The sequence below is a fragment of the Nocardioides agri genome, assembly GCF_013778305.1.
Taxonomy (GTDB): domain Bacteria; phylum Actinomycetota; class Actinomycetes; order Propionibacteriales; family Nocardioidaceae; genus Nocardioides; species Nocardioides agri.
Genome location: NZ_JACEIC010000001.1, coordinates 772566 through 792352 on the forward strand (window position 1 = coordinate 772566; position 19787 = coordinate 792352).

The 19787-nt window shown below is 71.1% G+C and carries 13 protein-coding genes; 4 read left to right on the forward strand and 9 right to left on the reverse strand.

Features of this window, described 5'->3' with window-relative positions; translation table 11 throughout:
• Window positions 1-30: 30 nt before the first annotated feature.
• Window positions 31-8769, forward strand: a complete 8739-nt coding sequence (locus HZF07_RS03930) for a Calx-beta domain-containing protein (protein ID WP_157347088.1) — start codon at window positions 31-33, stop codon at window positions 8767-8769.
• 98 nt (window positions 8770-8867) lie between these two features.
• Here the strand turns inward: HZF07_RS03930 and HZF07_RS03935 are convergent, their stop codons facing one another.
• From HZF07_RS03935 to HZF07_RS03970, 8 genes are read right to left on the reverse strand one after another with little or no spacing between them, the layout of a single operon-like run.
• A complete protein-coding gene (locus HZF07_RS03935) occupies window positions 8868-9236 on the reverse strand; it encodes a metal-sulfur cluster assembly factor (RefSeq protein ID WP_157347090.1) in 369 nt (122 codons plus the stop codon).
• Window positions 9229-9681 (reverse strand): Fe-S cluster assembly sulfur transfer protein SufU, encoded by a 453-nt coding sequence (sufU, locus tag HZF07_RS03940; protein ID WP_157347092.1) that lies wholly within the window; start codon window positions 9679-9681, stop codon window positions 9229-9231. Before sufU ends, HZF07_RS03935 begins: the two co-directional genes overlap by 8 nt.
• 3 nt (window positions 9682-9684) lie before the next feature.
• Window positions 9685-10935: a cysteine desulfurase gene (locus HZF07_RS03945; protein ID WP_181644737.1), complete on the reverse strand. Its 1251-nt coding sequence runs from the start codon at window positions 10933-10935 to the stop codon at window positions 9685-9687.
• A gap of 1 nt (window position 10936) precedes the next feature.
• Window positions 10937-11698, reverse strand: a complete 762-nt coding sequence (gene sufC / locus HZF07_RS03950; protein ID WP_157347094.1) for a Fe-S cluster assembly ATPase SufC — start codon at window positions 11696-11698, stop codon at window positions 10937-10939.
• Complete coding sequence (locus HZF07_RS03955) at window positions 11695-12030, reverse strand: non-heme iron oxygenase ferredoxin subunit (RefSeq protein ID WP_157347096.1); 336 nt, start codon at window positions 12028-12030, stop codon at window positions 11695-11697. Before HZF07_RS03955 ends, sufC begins: the two co-directional genes overlap by 4 nt.
• Window positions 12030-13172 (reverse strand): Fe-S cluster assembly protein SufD, encoded by a 1143-nt coding sequence (sufD, locus tag HZF07_RS03960; protein WP_157347098.1) that lies wholly within the window; start codon window positions 13170-13172, stop codon window positions 12030-12032. The genes HZF07_RS03955 and sufD overlap by 1 nt, the downstream gene beginning before the upstream one ends.
• Complete coding sequence (sufB, locus tag HZF07_RS03965) at window positions 13172-14590, reverse strand: Fe-S cluster assembly protein SufB (protein WP_157347100.1); 1419 nt, start codon at window positions 14588-14590, stop codon at window positions 13172-13174. The genes sufD and sufB overlap by 1 nt, the downstream gene beginning before the upstream one ends.
• Window positions 14587-15291 (reverse strand): helix-turn-helix transcriptional regulator, encoded by a 705-nt coding sequence (locus HZF07_RS03970; protein ID WP_181644738.1) that lies wholly within the window; start codon window positions 15289-15291, stop codon window positions 14587-14589. The genes sufB and HZF07_RS03970 overlap by 4 nt, the downstream gene beginning before the upstream one ends.
• Before the next feature lie 105 nt (window positions 15292-15396).
• Between HZF07_RS03970 and HZF07_RS03975 the strand changes: the two genes are divergently transcribed.
• Genes HZF07_RS03975 through HZF07_RS03985 form a run of 3 tightly spaced genes read left to right on the forward strand, consistent with a single transcriptional unit; the run spans window position 15397 to window position 17988 of the window.
• Window positions 15397-16287, forward strand: a complete 891-nt coding sequence (locus HZF07_RS03975) for an ABC transporter ATP-binding protein (protein WP_434063458.1) — start codon at window positions 15397-15399, stop codon at window positions 16285-16287.
• Window positions 16280-17047 carry an ABC transporter permease gene (locus tag HZF07_RS03980; RefSeq protein WP_157347102.1) on the forward strand — a complete coding sequence of 256 codons (768 nt, stop codon included), beginning with the start codon at window positions 16280-16282 and terminating at the stop codon, window positions 17045-17047. The genes HZF07_RS03975 and HZF07_RS03980 overlap by 8 nt, the downstream gene beginning before the upstream one ends.
• Window positions 17047-17988: a COX15/CtaA family protein gene (locus HZF07_RS03985; protein WP_157347105.1), complete on the forward strand. Its 942-nt coding sequence runs from the start codon at window positions 17047-17049 to the stop codon at window positions 17986-17988. Before HZF07_RS03980 ends, HZF07_RS03985 begins: the two co-directional genes overlap by 1 nt.
• Here HZF07_RS03985 and HZF07_RS03990 read toward each other — a convergent pair.
• Complete coding sequence (locus HZF07_RS03990; protein WP_157347107.1) at window positions 17963-19696, reverse strand: S8 family serine peptidase; 1734 nt, start codon at window positions 19694-19696, stop codon at window positions 17963-17965. The two genes, HZF07_RS03985 and HZF07_RS03990, sit on opposite strands and share 26 nt — an antisense overlap.
• Between the last annotated feature and the right edge of the window lie 91 nt (window positions 19697-19787).

Sequence of the window (19787 nt, forward strand, 5' to 3'; positions counted from 1 at the left end):
ACCCGACGAACCGGCGAAGGAGCCTGACCCATGTCCGAACGGACGCCCGACCACCGTGCCGAACCCGACCCCCGCCCCGCATGGCGGCGCCGCCTCCTGGTGACGCTCGGCGCGGTCGCTGCGCTCGGCGGACTCGGGTGGTCCGCCAGTGCCGCAGCCACCGGGTGGTTCGACGCGGGCGACGAGAAGGCAGTCGCCGCCACCGCCGCTGCGGCCACCCCCGAGGAGACCGCGCAGGTCCAGGACACCGCCGACGCCGTGGGCGCGTGGCTCGACCTCGCCGGTGGGCTGAAGGCCGAGGACGCCGTCTCCGACGACCTCGTCTTCGGCGCCGGAGGGTTCGCCGCCGAGAGCTTCCCGGGACTCACCCAGGCGCTCGACTACGCCCAGCAGCGCCTCGACGCCCTGGCCGCCGACCCCACCCAGACGCCGGCGACCCTGGACGCGAAGCTCGACGACATCGACGCGGACGGCGACGCCGAGAGCGACTTCGACGGCGTTCCCGGCCTCGCCTTCGACTTCGACGGCGACGTCGAGACGCTCGGCGGCGGGAAGTACGACGTCAAGGTCACCGCCGAGGCCCGCCTGGCGAAGGACAGCCCGCTGGCCATGCGCCTCGACGGCCTCCGGATCAACAAGGACAAGGTCGGCGACACGCTCGAGGTCAGGCTCCAGAGCACGCTCCGACTCGACCGCGCCGCCGCGGGCGCCAAGAAGGTCACCCTCAAGGTCGGTCCCGACACGACGCTCGGCAGCGTGCGCGTCGACCTCACCGGCACCTTCCAGGGTGGCGACGCGCTGGCCTTCAACGCCGGCATCCTCGGCGTCAAGGCCACCGGCACCGTCCGGGCCGAGGGGGGCGTCGCACTCAAGCTCCGCGACCCCGACCAGGACGGCTTCCTCGACCTGTCCGAGCTCACCGGGACCGCCGACGTCTTCACCCCCGCCTGCGTCTCCGAGGGCGCCCAGGTCGACCTGACCGTCACCACCGACCTCGCCGGGCTCACCGGCCAGGCAGGCACCATCACGCTCGACGACACGAGCCTGTGCAACGGCCTCGCCGCCCCCGACGTCAAGCTGGCCGACCTCGGCAAGTTCCGCCAGGTCACCCTCGGCGACTTCATCAACGGCCTCGCCCAGGTCACCCAGGCCCTGCAGACCGCGCAGGACGCCGGCGACCTCGACATCCCCTTCGTGAAGGAGCCGCTGCGCGACCTCCTCCAGGCCAACGAGAAGCTCGTCGCCTTCTTCGTCGACAACGGCTTCACCGACCCGGACAGCCCGATGTCGACCATCACCGTCGAGACCGCCGAGGACGCCCCGCTCAAGACGATCCAGGACGTCGCGCCCGCCCTCGCCGAGGCGCTGGGCGTCGACCTGGACGCCCTCGGCCTGCACTTCGCCGACGGGCGCGTGCTCCTGGACGTCACCGCCCACCCCGACGGGGACGCGCCGGCCAAGCGCGTCTCGCTCGACTTCGGCGACACCCTCAAGGGCCTCGGCGTCACCGACGTCACCGGCACGGGCACCGCGACCATCGACCCCAGCTACGCCGTCGACATGGGCGTGGGCCTCGACCTCGCCCCGGGCCTGGCGCTCGCGGACCGCTTCTACCTCACCAACGGCGGCAACGGCGCCGTCGCGACGTTCGACGCACCGGTCACCGCCGACCTGCACGTCCAGGCGATCGCGTCCGCGCTGCGCCTCAAGCTCGACGACGCGAACGCCGAGGGGTCGGTCGACCTGCTCGCTCGCAAGGACGCGGGCAAGCCGATGCTCTCGGTCGCGCTGACGGACCCCGACAAGAACGGCCGGGTCACGCTGAGCGAGCTGTCAGCAGCCGCCGCCCTCCCGGTCAAGGCCACCGTCAACGCGACCGTCCCCTCGACCCGCCTGGACGCGACCGCCGACGCCGTCGGCTTCCCGCTCGCCGCCGGCCACGTCACGGTCGCCTGGCCGACCGTTCCGGACCTCACCGGCACGGGCGCCCTGAAGATCGAGGCCGACGCCGAGTTCACCGACGTCGCCCTGCCCTTCGCGTTCGACACCAGCAACCCGCGCGCCTTGATCTCCCAGGTGCTCGAGGTGACCCACAAGGCGGTCACCGACCTGCGCGCCCGGATCGCCGACGGGGACGTCACCACCACCAAGCCCCTCCCGCTCGTCGGCAAGAGCGTCGCCGACCTGGACCCGGTCCTCGTGAAGATCGAGGGCAAGCTCGACCAGCTGATCCAGGCCAACGAGATGCTCACGCTCGACCAGCTCAAGGGCGAGCTCACGAAGGTCATCCGCGACGCGCTGGGCGGCGACGGTGCCGGCCTCTCCACGAGCGCGGCGGCGCTCGCGCTCGACGACTTCGTCGAGTTCGAGTACGAGAAGAAGACCGCGACCAAGCCGGCGTCCGTCGTCGTCGACCTGCACGTGGGCGCCTGCACGAGCGACCGCTCGAAGGGCCGCGACGGCTGCTCCGTCGAGACCGACCCGGTGAAGGCGCCGTTCAACCTCGACCTCGGCACCGGCTCCCGCGTCGGCGGCGTCGCCGGTGTCGGCACCACCGGCGAGGTCTCGATCTCCTACGACGCGCGGCTCGACCTGACCCTCGGCGTGCAGCTGCCCGATGTGGCGATGCCGGCGACGATCGGTGCGCTGCCGAAGGTCACCGGCTCGCCGAAGCTCTTCCTCGAGGACGACGCGTTCGTCGACCTCGGCGTCGGCGCGAAGCTCGACGGCACCCTGACCGCGGGCCTCGGTCCCATCCAGGTCAGCCTGGGCAGCGAGGGCGAGCACGCCAAGGCCGCGATCGCCGCCCGCTACCGGCTCCAGCACGCCGACCCCACCGGGGCCCGGCTCGTGCTCGGCACCCCCGCGTTCGACGAGTTCCTGGCGACCCTGCTCCCGAAGGCGGGCGTGACCGACGTCCACGAGACCGACGACGCGCTGAAGGCGACCTGCGACGGCGTCCCGGGGCCGGTCGACGCGTGCGCCGTGCTGCCGGTCTACTCCGGCAGCACCGACCTCGGCTCGATCGTCTTCACCGCCCCTGACCTGCTCACCCCGAGCGGCTGGGACGCCGACAGCGACGAGGTCGAGGCCAAGCTGCAGAGCGAGGCGATCCAGTTCGCGCTCCTGGTCGACGGCGTCCGCACGCTGACCCACCAGATCAGCGACGGCCTCAAGAGCCTCCCGACCGGCACCAGGATCCCGCTCATCGGGACCGACGTCACCGCGGGCGCCGAGGTGCTCGACAAGTTCGACACCGCGATCCTCGCCAAGGTCGACGACCTCTCCGACGCCGTCGCCTCGGCGGGCACCGCCGGTGCGGTCAAGACCAAGGCGGAGGAGGTCCTCGCCGGCATCGACGGGCTCGGCACGACCCCGCCGTCCGTCACCCTCACCTGCCGGCCCGCGACCGGGACCACCCCGGTCACCGCCTGCACCGGCACCGAGACGATCTCCCGGATCCAGAGCTTCGAGGTCAACCTCGTGCTCGAGTACGCGAAGGACGGCGGCACCGGCAGCTTCGACATCGGCTTCCCCGGCCTGCGCCTGGCCAGCGACGGCGAGTTCACCGGCAAGGCCGGCGTGAAGCTCGACCTCGGCTTCGGCGTCGACCGCGACCTCGGCTTCTACATCCCGACCGACGGCAAGGAGGTCGCGGTCACGGCCGAGGCCAGCCTGCCCAAGTCCGCGGGTCCGGACCTGCGGGGCGACCTGGCGTTCTTCCCGATCGAGATCGAGGACGACAGCAACACCCGGGCCGACGTCACCGTCACCGCGGGCCTCGACCTCTCCTCGACCCGCGCCGACAAGCGCCTGCCCCTGGCCGACCTCGGTCGCGCCCGGCTCACGCCGTCCCTCAGCGCCGACACCCTGCTCAAGCTCGGCATCAAGACCGTGCGCGGGGACGGCCCGGCCGGCATGCTCCCGACGTTCGGCACGAACTTCGTGCTGGACGCGGGCATCACCTGGAACGGCACCGGCACGCCCACGACCAACGCCAGCATCGACTTCAACAACGTGACGGTCGACGCGGGCAGCCTGGTCAGCGACGTCATCAAGCCGGCGGCGAAGACGCTGCGCAAGTACACCGGACCGCTGGAGAAGCCCATCGAGGCGATCCAGAAGCCGATCCCCGGCGTCGCCGAGGCGGCCAAGCTGGTCGGCAAGACCGCGCCGACCTGGTACGACGCGTTCAAGGAGGCCGACCGGGCCGCCAACGGTCCCGACTCGAAGTCGCTCCAGGTCATCGACCGCGTGATCATGCTGGTCAACCTGGTCAAGGCCATCGACCAGGGCTCCACGAGCGCCGGGCAGATCGAGATCGGGTCCTTCTCCGTGCTGTCGAAGGCCGCCGAGCAGCCGGTGCCGCTCAACGAGGCCGACAAGCTCGTCACCAACACGTCGGTCAAGACGACCAACGTCATCGACAAGCTGGGGTTCGACACCGAGAAGAAGGACTTCAGCACGGCGCGCGCCAAGGGCGGACTGACGTTCCCGGCGTTCGAGAAGCCGTCGTCGCTCTTCGGCATGCTGCTCGGCAAGGACGTGCCGCTCGTCTACTACGACGCCGGTGAGCTCGGCATCCAGCGCGGCTTCCAGTTCTCCTACCCGATCGGCCCCGCCCGCCTCTACATCGGTGGCTCGGCGGGCGTCTACGGACACCTGGCCGCGGGCTTCGACACCTACGGCATCCGCAAGGCGTTCGAGGTCCTCAACGACGAGGACGAGACCAACGACGGCGCCTGGGACGTCACCAAGGGCCTGCTGCAGGGCTTCTACCTCGACGACTTCGACCAGTCCGGCAAGGACGTGCCGGAGATCCGGTTCGAGGCGAAGCTCGTGGCCGGCGCGTCGGTCGGCGTGCCCGGGCTCGAGGCCGGCGCCGAGGGCGGCGTGCGCGGCACCGCCGAGTTCAACCTCAAGGCGGACCCGACCGGCAAGCTGCGCTACACCCACATCGCGGCGCAGCTGAAGGTGAACAGCAACCCGCTGTGCTTCTTCGACGCCTCGGCACGGGTGGAGGCCTTCATCAAGGCCTACGTCGACACGCCGTTCGGCAAGGCCGACTACCCGATCGCGTCCACGGTCATCTACGACCAGCCGAACCTGTTCGACTTCTGCAACACCCCGCAGAAGGACCGGGAGAACCTGCTGGCCGAGCTCGCTGAGGACGGCACGCTGGTCCTCAAGGCCGACGCGAGCCCGCAGTCGGTCGTGATGACCCAGCTGGACGCGAACACCGTGCAGCTGTCCGGCCAGGGCGTGGTGGAGGAGTACTCCCCCGTCGCACGGGTGCAGGCAGACCTGCTCGGCGGCGACGACCTGTTCGACGTCCAGCAGCCGTACGGTGGCGCGGCTCCCCTGCCGGTGAAGGCCTGCGGAGGTGGCGGCAACGACCGGATCATGGTCTTCGGCGGCGCGGCGACGCTCGCCGGTGACGCCGGGATCGCCGGCTGCAACCCCGTGTCGACGGCCTCCTCCGGCGACGACACGCTCGTGAGCGGCGCCGGTGCGGACGACCTCTCGGGCGGGCCCGGCAACGACAGCCTGGACGCCGGTCCCGGGGCCGACGTCCTCAAGGGCGACGCCGACAACGACGTGCTGCGTGGCGGCCTCGGTGGCGACGACATCCAGGGTGGTGCCGGTGACGACACCACCGACTACGGCGACCACACCACCGCGGTCACCATCACGCTGCCCGGCCCGAGCGGGTCGGCCGGCGAGGCCGACACCGCGGCGAGCGTCGAGAACGTGCGGGGCGGGAGCGGTCAGGACACGATCAACCTGCCCGCGACGGGCTCGCTGGTCGTGGATGGCGGCATCGGCGACGACACCGTCGTCGGCAACGCGAGCACCGGCATCGTGATGGGCAACGACGGCAACGACACCTTCGTCGCCGGCACCGGCAGCGTGCAGGTCATCGGCAGCGCCGGCGACGACACGATGGTCGACGGTCCGGGTGCGCAGACCTTCCTCGGCATGGAGGGGCGCGACACCGTGGACTACAGCGGCGCCACCGCTCCGCTCCGCGTCGTGCTCGACGGGGAGCCCGGCGACGGTCCCGAGGGTGCCCGGCGCGACAACATCATCGACACCGACGTGGTGATCGGTGGTGCCTTCGACGACCAGCTCACTGGCGGCAGCGGCAGCGAGGAGCTGCGCGGCGGCGACGGCGCCGACGTCATCGAGGGCGGCCCGGGCTCGGACAACCTGATCGGCGCCCAGGGCGACGACCGGATCTCCGGCAACGGCGGGGACGACCGCCTCGACGGCGGCGCCGGTGTGGAGGTGCTGCGCGGAGGCGGCGAGAACGACGTGCTGCTCGGCGGCTCCGGTGACGACGACCTCGACGGCGAGCAGGGCAACGACCAGCTCGACGGCGGCACCGAGGACGACCGCGTCCGCGGCGGCGAGGGCGGCGACGACCTGCACGGTGGCGACGGCTTCGACTGGGTCGACTACTCCGACCGCACCGACGACCTGCGCGTCAGCATCGACGACGCGGCGTACGACGGCGCCGGGTTCGGCTCGGAGAAGGACAACCTGCACACCGACGTCGAGAAGTACGTCGGCGGCAGCGGGCGCGACGAGGTGCACGGCTCCACCCACGACCAGGTGCTCATCGGCAACGACGGTGACGACTTCCTGGCCGGCATGGGCGGCGCGGACACCTTCGAGGGCGGCACGGGCAACGACCGGCTGTTCGACCTCGAGTTCAACCGCTGGAGCCTGCCGGCCGGCGACGGCACACGTGTCGACCACTTCCTGGGCGGCGACGGCAACGACGAGGCCTACGGCAACGGCGGCACCGACCAGTTCGACATGGGCGCGGGCGACGACGACGTCAACGCCGGGCAGGACGTCGACACGATCCGGATGGGCGACGGCAACGACGACGTCTACGCCGGCGGCGGCGCGGACCTCGTCTACGGCGAGGCCGGCGACGACTCGCTGCGCGGCCAGGACGGCGACGACAAGCTCGACGCCGGCACCTCGGTCGCGGGCAACACCACGGTCTGGGGCGGCCTCGGCGCCGACGAGATCTGGAACGGCCTGCAGGGCGGCTCGGTCGTGACCGGCACCGGTGGCGGGGTCGAGACCGACACCAGCACCAACATCGTGCACGGCTACGCCAGCGCGCCGGGCTACCACAACTCCTACACCGGGGCGCTCGGCAAGGACATCCTGCTCCTCGGCTCCGGCGACGACCTCGTCTACCCGGCAGGTGGCGACGACGAGATCCAGCTCGGCGACGGCGCGAACACGTCGTACGCCAGCGACGGCGACGACGTCATCACCGGAGGCGAGGGCAGCGACCAGATCAGCGGTGGCAAGGGCAACGACACCGTCGACGCCAAGGGCGGGAAGGACAACGTCTACGGCAACGAGGGCGACGACGTCCTCAGCGGCGGCGCGGGCGACGACGGCGTCTACGGCTACGAGGGCGACGACGTCATCGACGGTGGCCTGAACGCCGACCAGATGGACGGCGGTCCCGGCACCGACACCGTGACGTACGCGTCACGCACCACGTCCCTCGACATCGGCGAGGACGGCAACTACAACGACGGTGGCATCGAGGACGTCGGCATCAGCTCGACGTACCGGGACTACATCACCGACACCGTGGAGCGGATCATCGGCGGCCAGGCGGCCGACCGGATCTGGCTGGCCGACAAGGACCGGACGGTGGCGGCCTTCATCGAGGGCGGCGCGGGCGACGACCGGCTCGAGGTGCGCGCACCGGCGACGGCGGCGACGACGTTCACCGGTGGTCCCGGCAACGACACGATGGTCGGCGCCGGCGGTGCGGACACCTTCGCGCAGGGCTCGGGCCCGGACGGCGCGGACGACATGACCGGCGGCGGCGGTGTCGACACCGCCTTCTACGGTGATCGTCCGGCCGGCTCGGTGAGCGTGACCTTCGACGACGTGGCGAACGACGGCGCGGTCGGCGAGGGCGACAACGTCCGGGCCGACGTCGAGCTCGGCGCGCCGGGCGGCGGGCCCGTCCTGCCCACGGTCAGCATCACCCCGGTGCAGGTCGCCGAGGGCGCTGCGGGCACCTCCACGCCCGCGACGTTCACGGTGCAGCTGAGCGGCCCGGCGGCCACGCCGGTCGTGGTTCCGTGGCACGTCGCGGGCGGCACGGCCACCCAGGACGCCGACTACACCGGCGCCACGGGGACCGTGACGATCCCGGCCGGCTCGACCAGCGGCAGCTTCACCGTGACCGTCCTGGGCGACGCCACCGACGAGGTCGACGAGACCACCGAGGTCACCGTCGACGGTCCCACCAACACGGCGTCGGCCACGCTGACGATCGTCGACGACGACGACGTCGTGGTCACGCCGCCGCCCGGCCCTGGCCCGGGTCCGGCGCCGGGTCCTGCGCCGGGTCCGGCTCCTGGCCCGACGCCGACGCCCGTCGTCAAGCCGACCGTGAGCATCAGCTCGGCGGCGGTCACGGAGGGCCACAGCGGCCAGCGCGCCATGGTCTTCAAGGTGACGCTGTCGCGGGCGACCACGGTGCCGGTGTCGGTGACGGTGGCCACGGCCGACGGCACCGCGAAGGCGGGCAAGGACTACGTCAGGACGGTCAGGACGCTCACCTTCGCGCCCGGGACCACCTCGCTGACCTTCCAGGTGAAGGTCAACGGCGACCGGGCCAAGGAGAAGAACGAGACGTTCCGGGTCACCCTGGGCAACCTCGCGAACGCCTCGGCCGGGAAGGGAGGCACCGGGACGATCCGCAACGACGACCGCTGACCGTCGAATCGAGACTTCTCACGCTCGGATCGGGAGTTCTGACCATGCGACCTGGTCAGAACTCCCGATCCAACGAGCAGAGGTCTCGATTCGACGGCTCAGACGTTGAAGCCGAGCGCCCGCAGCTGCTCGCGGCCGTCCTCGGTGATCTTGTCCGGGCCCCACGGGGGCATCCAGACCCAGTTGATGAGGACGTCGTTGACCATGCCCTCGAGGGCACCGTTGGTCTGGTCCTGGATCACGTCGGTCAACGGGCAGGCCGCGGAGGTGAGCGTCATGTCGAGGACGACGTTGGTGTCCTCGTCGATGTGCACCCCGTAGACCAGGCCGAGGTCGACGACGTTGATGCCGAGCTCGGGGTCGACGACGTCCTTCATCGCCTCGGTGACGTCGTCGACGGTCACCGTCGAGGTGCCGACACCGCCGCTGGCCTCGGGGACGTCGGGCAGGTCGCTGTGGTCAGTCATCGGAGTCCTCCTGGGCTCGGACGAGGGCATCCTGGAAAGCCATCCAGGACAGGAGTGCGCACTTGATGCGCGCGGTCAGCTTGGCGGCGCCGGCGAAGGCGATCGCGTCCTCGAGGACGTCCTCGTCGGGCTCGACCTGGCCCTTGCCGCGCATCATCTCGAGGAACGCGTCGCGGACCGGCTCGGTCTCGGCCACGGTCTTGCCGATCAGCAGCTCGGTCATCACCGAGGCCGACGCGGACGAGATCGAGCAGCCCTGGTTGTCGTAGGAGATGTCGCGCACGACGTCGCCGTCGAGGTGCAGCCGCAGCGTGACCTCGTCACCGCACGTCGGGTTCACGTGGTGGACCTCGGCCTCGAACGGCTCGCGCAGCCCGGCGTTCAGCCGGCGCTTCGCGTGGTCGAGGATGATGTCCTGGTAGAGGGAGTCGAGTTCCTGGCTCATCGATCAACCCAACTTGAAGTACGAGCGGGTGTATTCCAGGCCCTCGACGAGCGCGTCGATCTCGGCCGGGGTCGTGTAGAGGTAGGACGACATCCGGGTCGAGCTCTGCACGCCGAAGCGGGCGTGCGCCGGCTTCGCGCAGTGGTGGCCGGCCCGCACGGCGACGCCGCGCGAGTCGAGCACCTGGGCGACGTCGTGCGGGTGCACGCCGTCGATCTCGAAGGAGATGGCTCCCCCGCGCTCCGCGGCGTCCAGCGGGCCGAGCACGGTGAGGCCGGGGACCGTCTGCAGGCCCTCGAGCGCGTACGCCGTGATCGCCTGCTCGTGGCGGTGGATCGCGTCCATGCCGACGTGGGAGAGGTACTCCACCGCGGCGCCGAGCCCGACCGCCTCGACGATCGGCGGGGTGCCGGCCTCGAAGCGGTGCGGCGCGGCGGCGTACGTCGAGCGGGCCATCGTCACCGTCTCGATCATCTCGCCGCCGCCGTGGAACGGCGGGAGCTCGTTGAGCAGCTCCTCCCGACCCCACAGCACGCCGATGCCCGTCGGGCCGACCACCTTGTGGCCCGTGAACACGAGGAAGTCGCAGCCCGTGGCCGCGACGTCGACGGGCAGCTGCGGGGCGGCCTGCGAGGCGTCGATGACCGAGTAGGCGCCGACGGCCGCGGCGCGGGCCGCGAGGTCGGCCACCGGGTTGATCGTGCCGAGCATGTTGGAGACCCAGGTGAAGGCGACCACCTTGGTGTGCTCGTCGACCAGCTGGTCGGCGTTGCTCAGGTCGAGCCGGCCGTCGTCGGTCAGCCCGAACCACCGCAGCTCGGCACCCGACCGCTCGCACGCGAGCTGCCAGGACACGATGTTGGAGTGGTGCTCCATCTCGGTGATCACGACGTTGTCGCCGGGGCCGAGGTCGATCGTGCGCGCCAGCAGGTTCAGCGCCTCGGTGGCGTTCTTGGTGAAGACCACCTCGTTGCGCGACGGAGCGTTGAGGAAGGCCGCGACCTTGTCGCGGGCCGCCTCGAACGCCTCGGTCGACTCCGCGCCCAGCGTGTGCATGGCCCGGGCGACGTTCGCGTTGTGCCGCTCGAGGTGGTCGACCATCGTGTCGATCACGACCTGCGGCTTCTGCGAGGTGTTGGCGCTGTCGAGGTAGACCAGCGGCCGGCCGCCCGCGACGGAGCGCCCGAGGATCGGGAAGTCGGCGCGGATCACCTCCAGCTCGGGGAGGAGGCCGGCCAGCTGGGTGGTGGTCACGTCAGACCGCCGCCTCGGTGAGGAAGCGCTCGTAGCCGTTGGCCTCCAGCTCCTCGGCGAGCTCGGGCCCGCCGGACTCGGCGACCCGGCCGTCGACGAACACGTGCACGCGGTCGGGCTGGATGTATCGCAGGATCCGGGTGTAGTGCGTGATCAGCAGGACGCCCTTGCCCTCCTGGGCACGGAACCGGTTGACACCCTCGGAGACGACCTTCAGCGCGTCGATGTCGAGGCCGGAGTCGGTCTCGTCGAGGACGGCGACCTTCGGGTTCAGCAGCTCGAGCTGGGCGATCTCGTGGCGCTTCTTCTCACCACCCGAGAAGCCCTCGTTGACCGAGCGGGTGCCGAACGACGGGTCCAGGTTGAGCTGCTTCAGGGCGGTGTTGACGTCCTTGACCCAGGTGCGCAGCTTGGGCGCCTCGCCGTCGATGGCGGTCTTGGCGGTCCGCAGGAAGTTCGACACCGACACGCCGGGCACCTCGACGGGGTACTGCATCGCGAGGAAGAGGCCGGCGCGGGCGCGCTCGTCGACCGACATCGCGAGGACGTCCTCGCCGTCGAGGGTCACCGAGCCGCCGGTGACGGTGTACTTCGGGTGGCCGGCGATGGAGTACGCGAGGGTGGACTTGCCCGACCCGTTCGGACCCATGATCGCGTGCGTCTCGCCGTCCTGGATGGTCAGCGTGACGCCCTTGAGGATCTCCTTGGGACCGTCCTCGGTCTCGACCGAGACCTGCAGGTCCTTGATCTCCAGCTTGCTCATGAGGGGGTGACTCCGTTCAGGGTGGTGGTGGTGTCCACGTAGATCTCGTCGCCGCGGACCTCCAGCGGGAAGGTCGCGACAGGTTCGGTGGCCGGCAGCCCGGTGGGCTTGCCGGTGCGCAGGTCGAAGCGGGAGCCGTGCAGCCAGCACTCGACCGTGCAGTCCTCGACCTCGCCCTCGCTCAGCGCGACGGCTGCATGGGAGCAGAGGTCCTGGACGGCGAAGTACTCGCCGTCGTGGCCGGCGACCGCGACGTCGTACGCGCCGATCGTGACGCCGAGCGCCTCGTCGGCGGGCACGTCCGCGATCGCGCAGGCACGCTCGAAAGCCATCAGTCGAGCTCCCTCAGCACGTTCTTGGCGAGCTCGGCCTCGACGGTGAGCGTGAGCTGCTCCTCGAGCTGCGGGACGCCGATCTTGCGGATCAGGTCGTTGAAGAAGCCGTGCACGACCAAGCGGCGCGCCTCCTTCTCCGAGACGCCGCGCGAGCGCAGGTAGAACAGCTGCTCGTCGTCGAACCGGGCGGTCGCGGACGCGTGTCCCGCGCCCTCGATCTCGCCGGTCTCGATCTCGAGGTTCGGCACCGAGTCGGCCTGGCAGCCGTCGGAGAGCACGAGGTTGCGGTTCTCCTCGTAGGTCTCGATGCCCTCGGCCTCCTTGCGGATCAGCACGTTGCCGATCCAGACCGTGTGCGCACCCTGGCCCTGCAGTGCGCCCTTGTAGACCACGTGGCTCTTGGTCTTCGGCTCGTTGTGGTCGGCGAAGAGCCGGTGCTCGATGTGCTGGCCCTCGTCGGCGAAGTAGAGGCCGAGCATCTCGATCTCGCCGCCGGTGCCGGAGTACGTCGCGGTCGCGTCGTGCCGGACCACGTCGCCACCGAAGGTGACGGCCACGTGCTTGAGGTTGGCGTCGCGCCCGACGACCGCCCGCTGGGTGCTGTGGTGGACGGCGTCGTCGGCCCAGTCCTGCACGGTGACGTAGGTCAGCTGCGCTCCGTCGCCGAGCACGATCTCGACGTTCTCGGCGAAGGTCGCGGAGCCGTGGAAGCGCAGCACGACGGTCGCGACTGCGTGCGCGCCGACCTTGACCAGGAGCTGGCCGGCGATGGCCTCGTCGAGCGAGTGGCCGGTGAAGGTCACGACGACCGGCTCGGTCAGCTCGGCCTCGGCCGGGACGTCGATCGTGAAGACCTTCGAGGTGGCCTCCCAGGCGCGGGCGCTCACCCGGTCGGTCGGCACGAAGCCGGACAGGCCGCGCTCGGAGGCAGCGACAACAACCGACTCGGCGCGGACGCCCTCGGGGGCCTCGACCTTGACGTCGAAGTCCTCGCCGGTGAGCGGCGCCGTGTCGTGCAGGCCGCGCAGCCGCTTGAGCGGGGTGAACCGCCACACCTCCTCGCGCCCGGTGGGCACGGGGTGGTCGGACAGGTCGAAGGATCCCACCGGGTGGAGGTGGGAGGAGATCTCGAGACCCATCAGCCGACGGCCCCTTCCATCTGAAGCTCGATGAGCCGGTTGAGCTCGAGTGCGTACTCCATGGGCAGCTCCTTGGCGATCGGCTCCACGAACCCGCGGACGATCATCGCCATCGCCTCGTCCTGCTCCATGCCTCGCGACATGAGGTAGAACAGCTGGTCGTCGGAGACCTTGGAGACGCTCGCCTCGTGGCCCATCGACACGTCGTCCTCGCGGATGTCGACGTAGGGATAGGTGTCCGAGCGCGAGATCTGGTCGACCAGCAGCGCGTCGCAGAGCACGTTGGACTTCGAGCCGTGGGCACCCTCGTTGATCTGGATCAGGCCGCGGTACGACGTGCGCCCGCCACCCCGCGCCACGGACTTGGACAGGATCGACGACGAGGTGTGCGGAGCCGCGTGCACCATCTTGGCGCCGGCGTCCTGGTGCTGGCCCTCGCCGGCGAACGCGATCGAGAGCGTCTCGCCCTTGGCGTGCTCGCCCATGAGGTAGACGGCGGGGTACTTCATCGTCACCTTGGAGCCGATGTTGCCGTCGACCCACTCCATCGTCGCGCCGGCCTCGCAGGTCGCGCGCTTGGTGACGAGGTTGTAGACGTTGTTGGACCAGTTCTGGATGGTCGTGTAGCGGCAGCGGCCGCCCTTCTTCACGATGATCTCGACGACCGCGGAGTGCAGCGAGTCGGAGCTGTAGATCGGCGCGGTGCAGCCCTCGACGTAGTGCACGTAGGCGTCCTCGTCGACGATGATCAGCGTCCGCTCGAACTGGCCCATGTTCTCGGTGTTGATCCGGAAGTAGGCCTGCAGCGGGATGTCGACGTGCACGCCCTTCGGGACGTAGATGAACGAGCCGCCCGACCACACCGCCGTGTTGAGCGCGGCGAACTTGTTGTCGCCGACCGGGATCACGGTGCCGAAGTACTCCTGGAAGAGCTCCGGCTGCTCCTTGAGCGCGGTGTCGGTGTCGAGGAAGAGGACGCCCTTCTCCTCGAGGTCCTCACGGATCGAGTGGTAGACGACCTCGGACTCGTACTGCGCGGCGACGCCCGCCACGAGGCGCTGCTTCTCCGCCTCCGGGATGCCGAGCTTGTCGTAGGTGTTCTTGATGTCCTCAGGGAGCTCCTCCCACGAGGTCGCCTGCTTCTCGCTGGAGCGCACGAAGTACTTGATGTTGTCGAAGTCGATCCCCGACAGGTCCGAGCCCCAGTTCGGCATCGGCTTGCGGCCGAAGAGCTTGAGGCCCTTCAGGCGCAGGTCGAGCATCCACTGCGGCTCGCTCTTCTTCGAGGAGATGTCGCGGACCACGTCCTCGTTCAGGCCGCGCTGCGCCGTCGCGCCCGCGACGTCGGTGTCGGCCCAGCCGAAGTCGTAGCGACCGATGCCCTTCAGCTCCGGGTTGAGTTCCTCGATGGAGGTCATGAGCGGACCCGCTCCTTCTTCTCGATGGGTGTGCTCGGGATGCATGTGGTGCAGACCCCGTCGCCGTGGGCGATGGTGGCCAGCCGCTGGACGTGGCGGCCGAGGACCCGGCTGATCGCCTCGGTCTCGGCCTCGCACAGCTGCGGGAACTCGTGGGCGACGTGGGAGACCGGGCAGTGCTGCTGGCACAGCTGCTCCCCCACGCTCTGCCCGTTGATCGGGAGCAGCTCCCGCACGGACGCGGCGTACCCCTCGTCGGTGAAGATCTTGGCGAGGATCTCGGCCGCGCCCAGCTCCGGGTGCTCCTGTCGGACGCCGTCGAACCGCTGCTCGATGAACGCCGCCCGCCGGTTGGCGAATTCCCGGACCGCCTCGTCGCCGCCGGTCTCCGCCAGGAAGCGGAGGGCCTGCGCCGCGAGATCGTCGTACTGCTGGACGAAGCGGTCGCGGCCGGCCTCGGTCAGGGCGAAGAGCTTCGCGGGACGACCCCGGCCACGGTGGGCCTGGCTGCGCGGCTCGCGGAGCTCGACGGCCCCCTCCTCGAGCAGCTGGTCGAGGTGGCGGCGCACGGCCGCCGGGGTGAGGTCGAGGCGCTCGGCGAGCGCCGCCGCGGTCGACGGGCCGTTGACGAGGATCGACCGGGCGACGCGCTCGCGCGTCGGCTGGTCGTGCCCCGGGACGGGTCCCTCGTCGAATTCCACAACACCAGTGTGCCTTTATTGCTCGAGGCCCTTCAAGGAAGGCGACCCTTACCTGACGCGGGGCGTGAGCCGGGCCACACGAGGCGCGTCCCTAGACTGACGGGCGTGCCCGACGCCTCCCCCGCCGTTGCCGTCGACGGCCTGGTGATGAGGTACGGCGAGAAGGTCGCCGTCGACCGCATGTCGCTGACCGTCGAGCGCGCGACGATCACCGCCGTGCTCGGCCCCAACGGCGCCGGCAAGACCACCACCCTGGAGACCTGCGAAGGCTACCGGCGCCCGCAGCAGGGGTCGGTCCGGGTCCTGGGGCTCGACCCGGTCCGGGACCGGCGCGCGCTGCTCCCCCGCATCGGGGTGATGCTGCAGGGCGGCGGCGCGTGGAGCGGGGTGCACGCGATGGAGATGCTCGACCACATCGCCCGGCTGCACGCGCACCCGCTCGACACCGGGCTGCTCGCCGAGCGGCTCGGCCTGGGCGAGTGCGGGCGGACGCCCTACCGCCGCCTCAGCGGTGGTCAGCAGCAGCGCCTTGGCCTGGCGATGGCGATCGTGGGGCGGCCCGAGATCGTCTTCGTCGACGAGCCGACGGCCGGCATGGACCCGCAGGCGCGGCGCACGACGTGGGAGCTGCTGCGCGAGCTGCGGGAGTCCGGCGTCACCGTCGTGCTCACGACCCACTACCTGGAGGAGGCCGAGCAGCTGGCCGACCAGGTCCACATCATCGACCACGGACAGCTGATCGCCTCGGGCACGCCCGAGGAGCTGACCCGCGGCTCCTCGGCGACCGTCCGGCTCGTCGTCGACAAGGAGCTGCCGGTGGCCGCGGAGGCCGCGCTGCGCGCGTCGATCGACCGGTGGAGCGGGGAGAACGGCGTGGGGGTGCGCTCGATCAGCTTCGGCTCCCGCACCCTCGAGGACGTCTTCCTCGAGCTCACCGGCCGGGACTTGGGCACGGCCATCGGCAGCGACATCGGCAGGGACGTCGACGATGACTGACCTCGACCTCTCACCCCGCCCGGGCGCCGCCCCCGCGCGCCAGCAGGTGCTCGCCCAGGCGCGCATGGAGGCGCGCCTGATGCTGCGCAACGGCGAGCAGCTGCTGCTCGCCGTGGTGATCCCGGTGATCGTGCTGATCGGCGGTGTCACCGGCGCCGACCGGATCGGCATCTCGCTCGAGCACGCCGCGATCGACGTCTTCACGCCGGGCGTGCTCGCGCTGGCCGTGATGTCGACGGCGTTCACCTCGCTGGCCATCGCGACCGGCTTCGAGCGGCGCTACGGGGTGATCAAGCGGCTCGGCTCCTCGCCGCTGCCGCGCTCCGGGCTGCTGGCCGGCAAGGTCCTCGCGCTGCTCCTGGTCGAGTGCCTGCAGGTCGTCGTGATCTCGGCCGTCGCCTTCGCGCTCGGCTGGGACCCCGACCCGCACGTGTTCGGCGCGGTGCTCGCGATCGTCGCCGGCACGGCGGCGTTCGCCTCGCTCGGCCTCTTCGTGGCCGGGGTGCTGCGCGCCGAGGCGACGCTGGCCGCCGCGAACCTCATCTACCTCCTGCTGCTCGCCGGCGGAGCGGTCGTGCTGCCGATCTCGGCGTACGGCGCGTTCGGCGACGTCGTCCGCTGGCTCCCGTCCGGCGCGCTCGGCAGCGCGATGCGGGCGTCCCTCATCGACGGCGCGGTCGCCTGGCGCGACCTCGGCGTCCTGCTCATCTGGACCGTGCTCGGCACGGCGCTCACGGCGAGGACCTTCAAGTGGGAGTGATGGCACGGCTGCGACGGCTCGACGAGTGGCTCGTCGGCTGGGCCTGGGCGTCGATCGTCGCCAACATCGGGATCGTCGTCACGGGCGGCGTCGTCCGGCTGACCGGGTCCGGTCTGGGCTGCCCCACCTGGCCGCGGTGCACCGAGGAGTCCTTCACCCCGCACGGCGCCTACTCGCTGCACTCGGCGATCGAGTTCGGCAACCGGATGCTCACCTACGTGCTCGTCGCGGTCGCGGTCGGCACGTTCGTCGCGGCGTGGCAGTCGGGCCGACGTGACCTCCGCACGCTGTCGGTCGTCATCGCGCTCGGCATCCCGGCACAGGCGGTCATCGGCGGCATCACCGTGCTCACCGACCTCAACCCGTGGATCGTCTCGCTGCACCTGATGGCGTCGATGGCGATCATCGGCGTCGCCGTGCTCTTCCTGCAGCGGGTACGCCGGCCCGCGCCCGCCGTACCGGCTCGGGGACCGCTCGTCGTGCTCGCCTGGGTCACCTTCGCCGCCGCGTGGGCGGTCCTCTACGTCGGCACGGTCGTCACCGGCGCCGGACCGCACGCGGGGGACGCGGACGCGCCCCGCAACGGCCTCGACCCGCTCCAGTGGAGCCAGGTGCACGCCGACCTGGTGTTCCTGCTCATCGGCCTCACCGTCGGCCTGCTCCTCGCCACGGTCGCGACCCGGCAGCCGACCCCGACCGTCCGCGCCGTGGTTGTGCTGCTGGTCGTCGAGCTCGCGCAGGGGCTGATCGGCTTCGTGCAGTACTTCACCGACCTGCCGATCGTGCTCGTCGGCTTCCACATGCTCGGCGCCGCGATCATCTCGGCCACCGTCACCTGGGCGCTCGTCCAGGTGCGCGAGCCGGTCGAGGCCCGAGCCTCGACCAGCCCCGCTGGGCGCCGCTTGCCCGGCGCCCCTACCGCACCACGCCGTACGCGTTGACGATGCCGCTGCCGTAGAACCCGTTGAACGACGGCGGGCCGACGCAGGTCGCGGTGAACTCGGCGGACCGGCCGACCGAGGTGTAGTCAACGGTGCCGCCGGGCGGGCAGGCGTGGTCGGTCGCGGTGCGGGCGAGGATCCCCGCCACGGCGTCCGGGTCGAGCCCGAACCCGTGCCGCGTGCCGTGACCGAACCGGCTCACCGCGAGGGCGGCGACACCGGCCACGTGCGGCGACGCCATCGACGTCCCCTGGAGGAACGCGTAGTAGCCACACGGGTCGGCACCGGGCACCGGGGTGCTCGTGCACTGCTTCTGGGTGCCGAGCGCGACACCGTCCGGCGTGATGTTGCCGGCGGCGTCGACCTGGCCCTCCTCCTGCAGCACGTGCAAGGGGTAGGTCGACAGGATCAGATTCCCGTTGGTCCGGTAGGTCGGCGTGCCGAGCCCGTCGCGGAAGTAGCCGCCCGGCGCCGAGATCTCGAGCTCGCCCGAGGTCAGGTCGGTCGTGTAGTTGGAGTAGTCGGCCTTCCCGCCGCTCGGACCGAGGGCGGAGACCCCGATGACGTGGCTGCCCTCGACGGGGAGGTCGAAGCAGGTGTCGTTGTCGATCGTCCGGTCGTGGACCGGCGCGCCGTAGTCAGGGCTGCTGATGTCGACGCGCGGGTTGGCGACGTCCTCGTGGTTGTTGCCGAGCGAGGCCACCAGGGTGACGCCGTGGCGGTGCGCGTAGTCGAGCGCCCGCGACATGGCCGCGATGATCGCGTCCTGCTCGGCCGCCTCGGCGGCGGAGTCCTCCGGGGCGCCGCCCCGGCAGTTGTAGAGCCACGGGTCCACGTAGAACGACATGTTGACCACGTCGATGCCGGCGTCGGCGGCGTAGGTCAGCGCGTCGATGGTCGGCTGGAGGAAGAAGTAGCCGCTGTCCTGGCCGGCGCGGATCTCGACGAGGTCGACCTTCGGCGCGACGCCGCTCACCCCGAGACCATTGAGCGACGCGGCGACGGTGCCGGCCACGTGGGTGCCGTGACCCCCGTCGTCGACACCCACCGGGTCCACGCACCCGGCGTACTCGCACGGGCCGTCGATGTCCGGCATGTCGGTGGTGAAGTTGCGGGACCGGTCCCAGTCGAAGTTCGGTGCGAGGTCGGGGCTGCTCGCGTCGACGCCCGTGTCGATGATGCCGACCCGCACGTTCTTGGCGCCGAGGTCGACACCGTGCGCCTTGTCCGCGCCGATCATCCGCATGCCCCACAGCTGGCTGTCGAGGGGGTCGGCCTTCGTCCTCTCCGGCTTGCCGGGCTTGCCGGGGTGAGCGCGCCGCTGCGCTGCCGACGACGTGGAGGCGTAGAGGTTCTCGCGCTCCACCCGGTCGGGCCGGGCCGCCGGCACCGAGCCGATCGACCGGTTGCGGGCCACGCCCTGGACCCCGGCGACGGCCGCGCCGTGCGTGCGGAAGTCGGGGTCCTTCGACGAGACGGTGACCATCCCGATCGCCCGGTTGACGCTCGTCACCCTGGCGCCCTGCGCCCGCAGCGCGGCCACCGCGGGAGCCACCCGCGCACCGTGGTCGAGCAGGACGACGTACGACTGGGCCTTGCCCGGCTTCGCCGCCGGACCCTGCGCCGCGCTCGGCCCGGTCAGGGCCGCCGTCCCGGCGGTCAGGAGGAGCGCAGCCGTGGCCGCCGCCCATACGCGCTTGTGGTGCATGGAGGATCCCTTCGATCGGGCGGCGTCCAAGAGCACGCGCCGCATCAATCCGGAACCTAGGACCAACGGTCCGGCCAGGGGATCCCCCAAT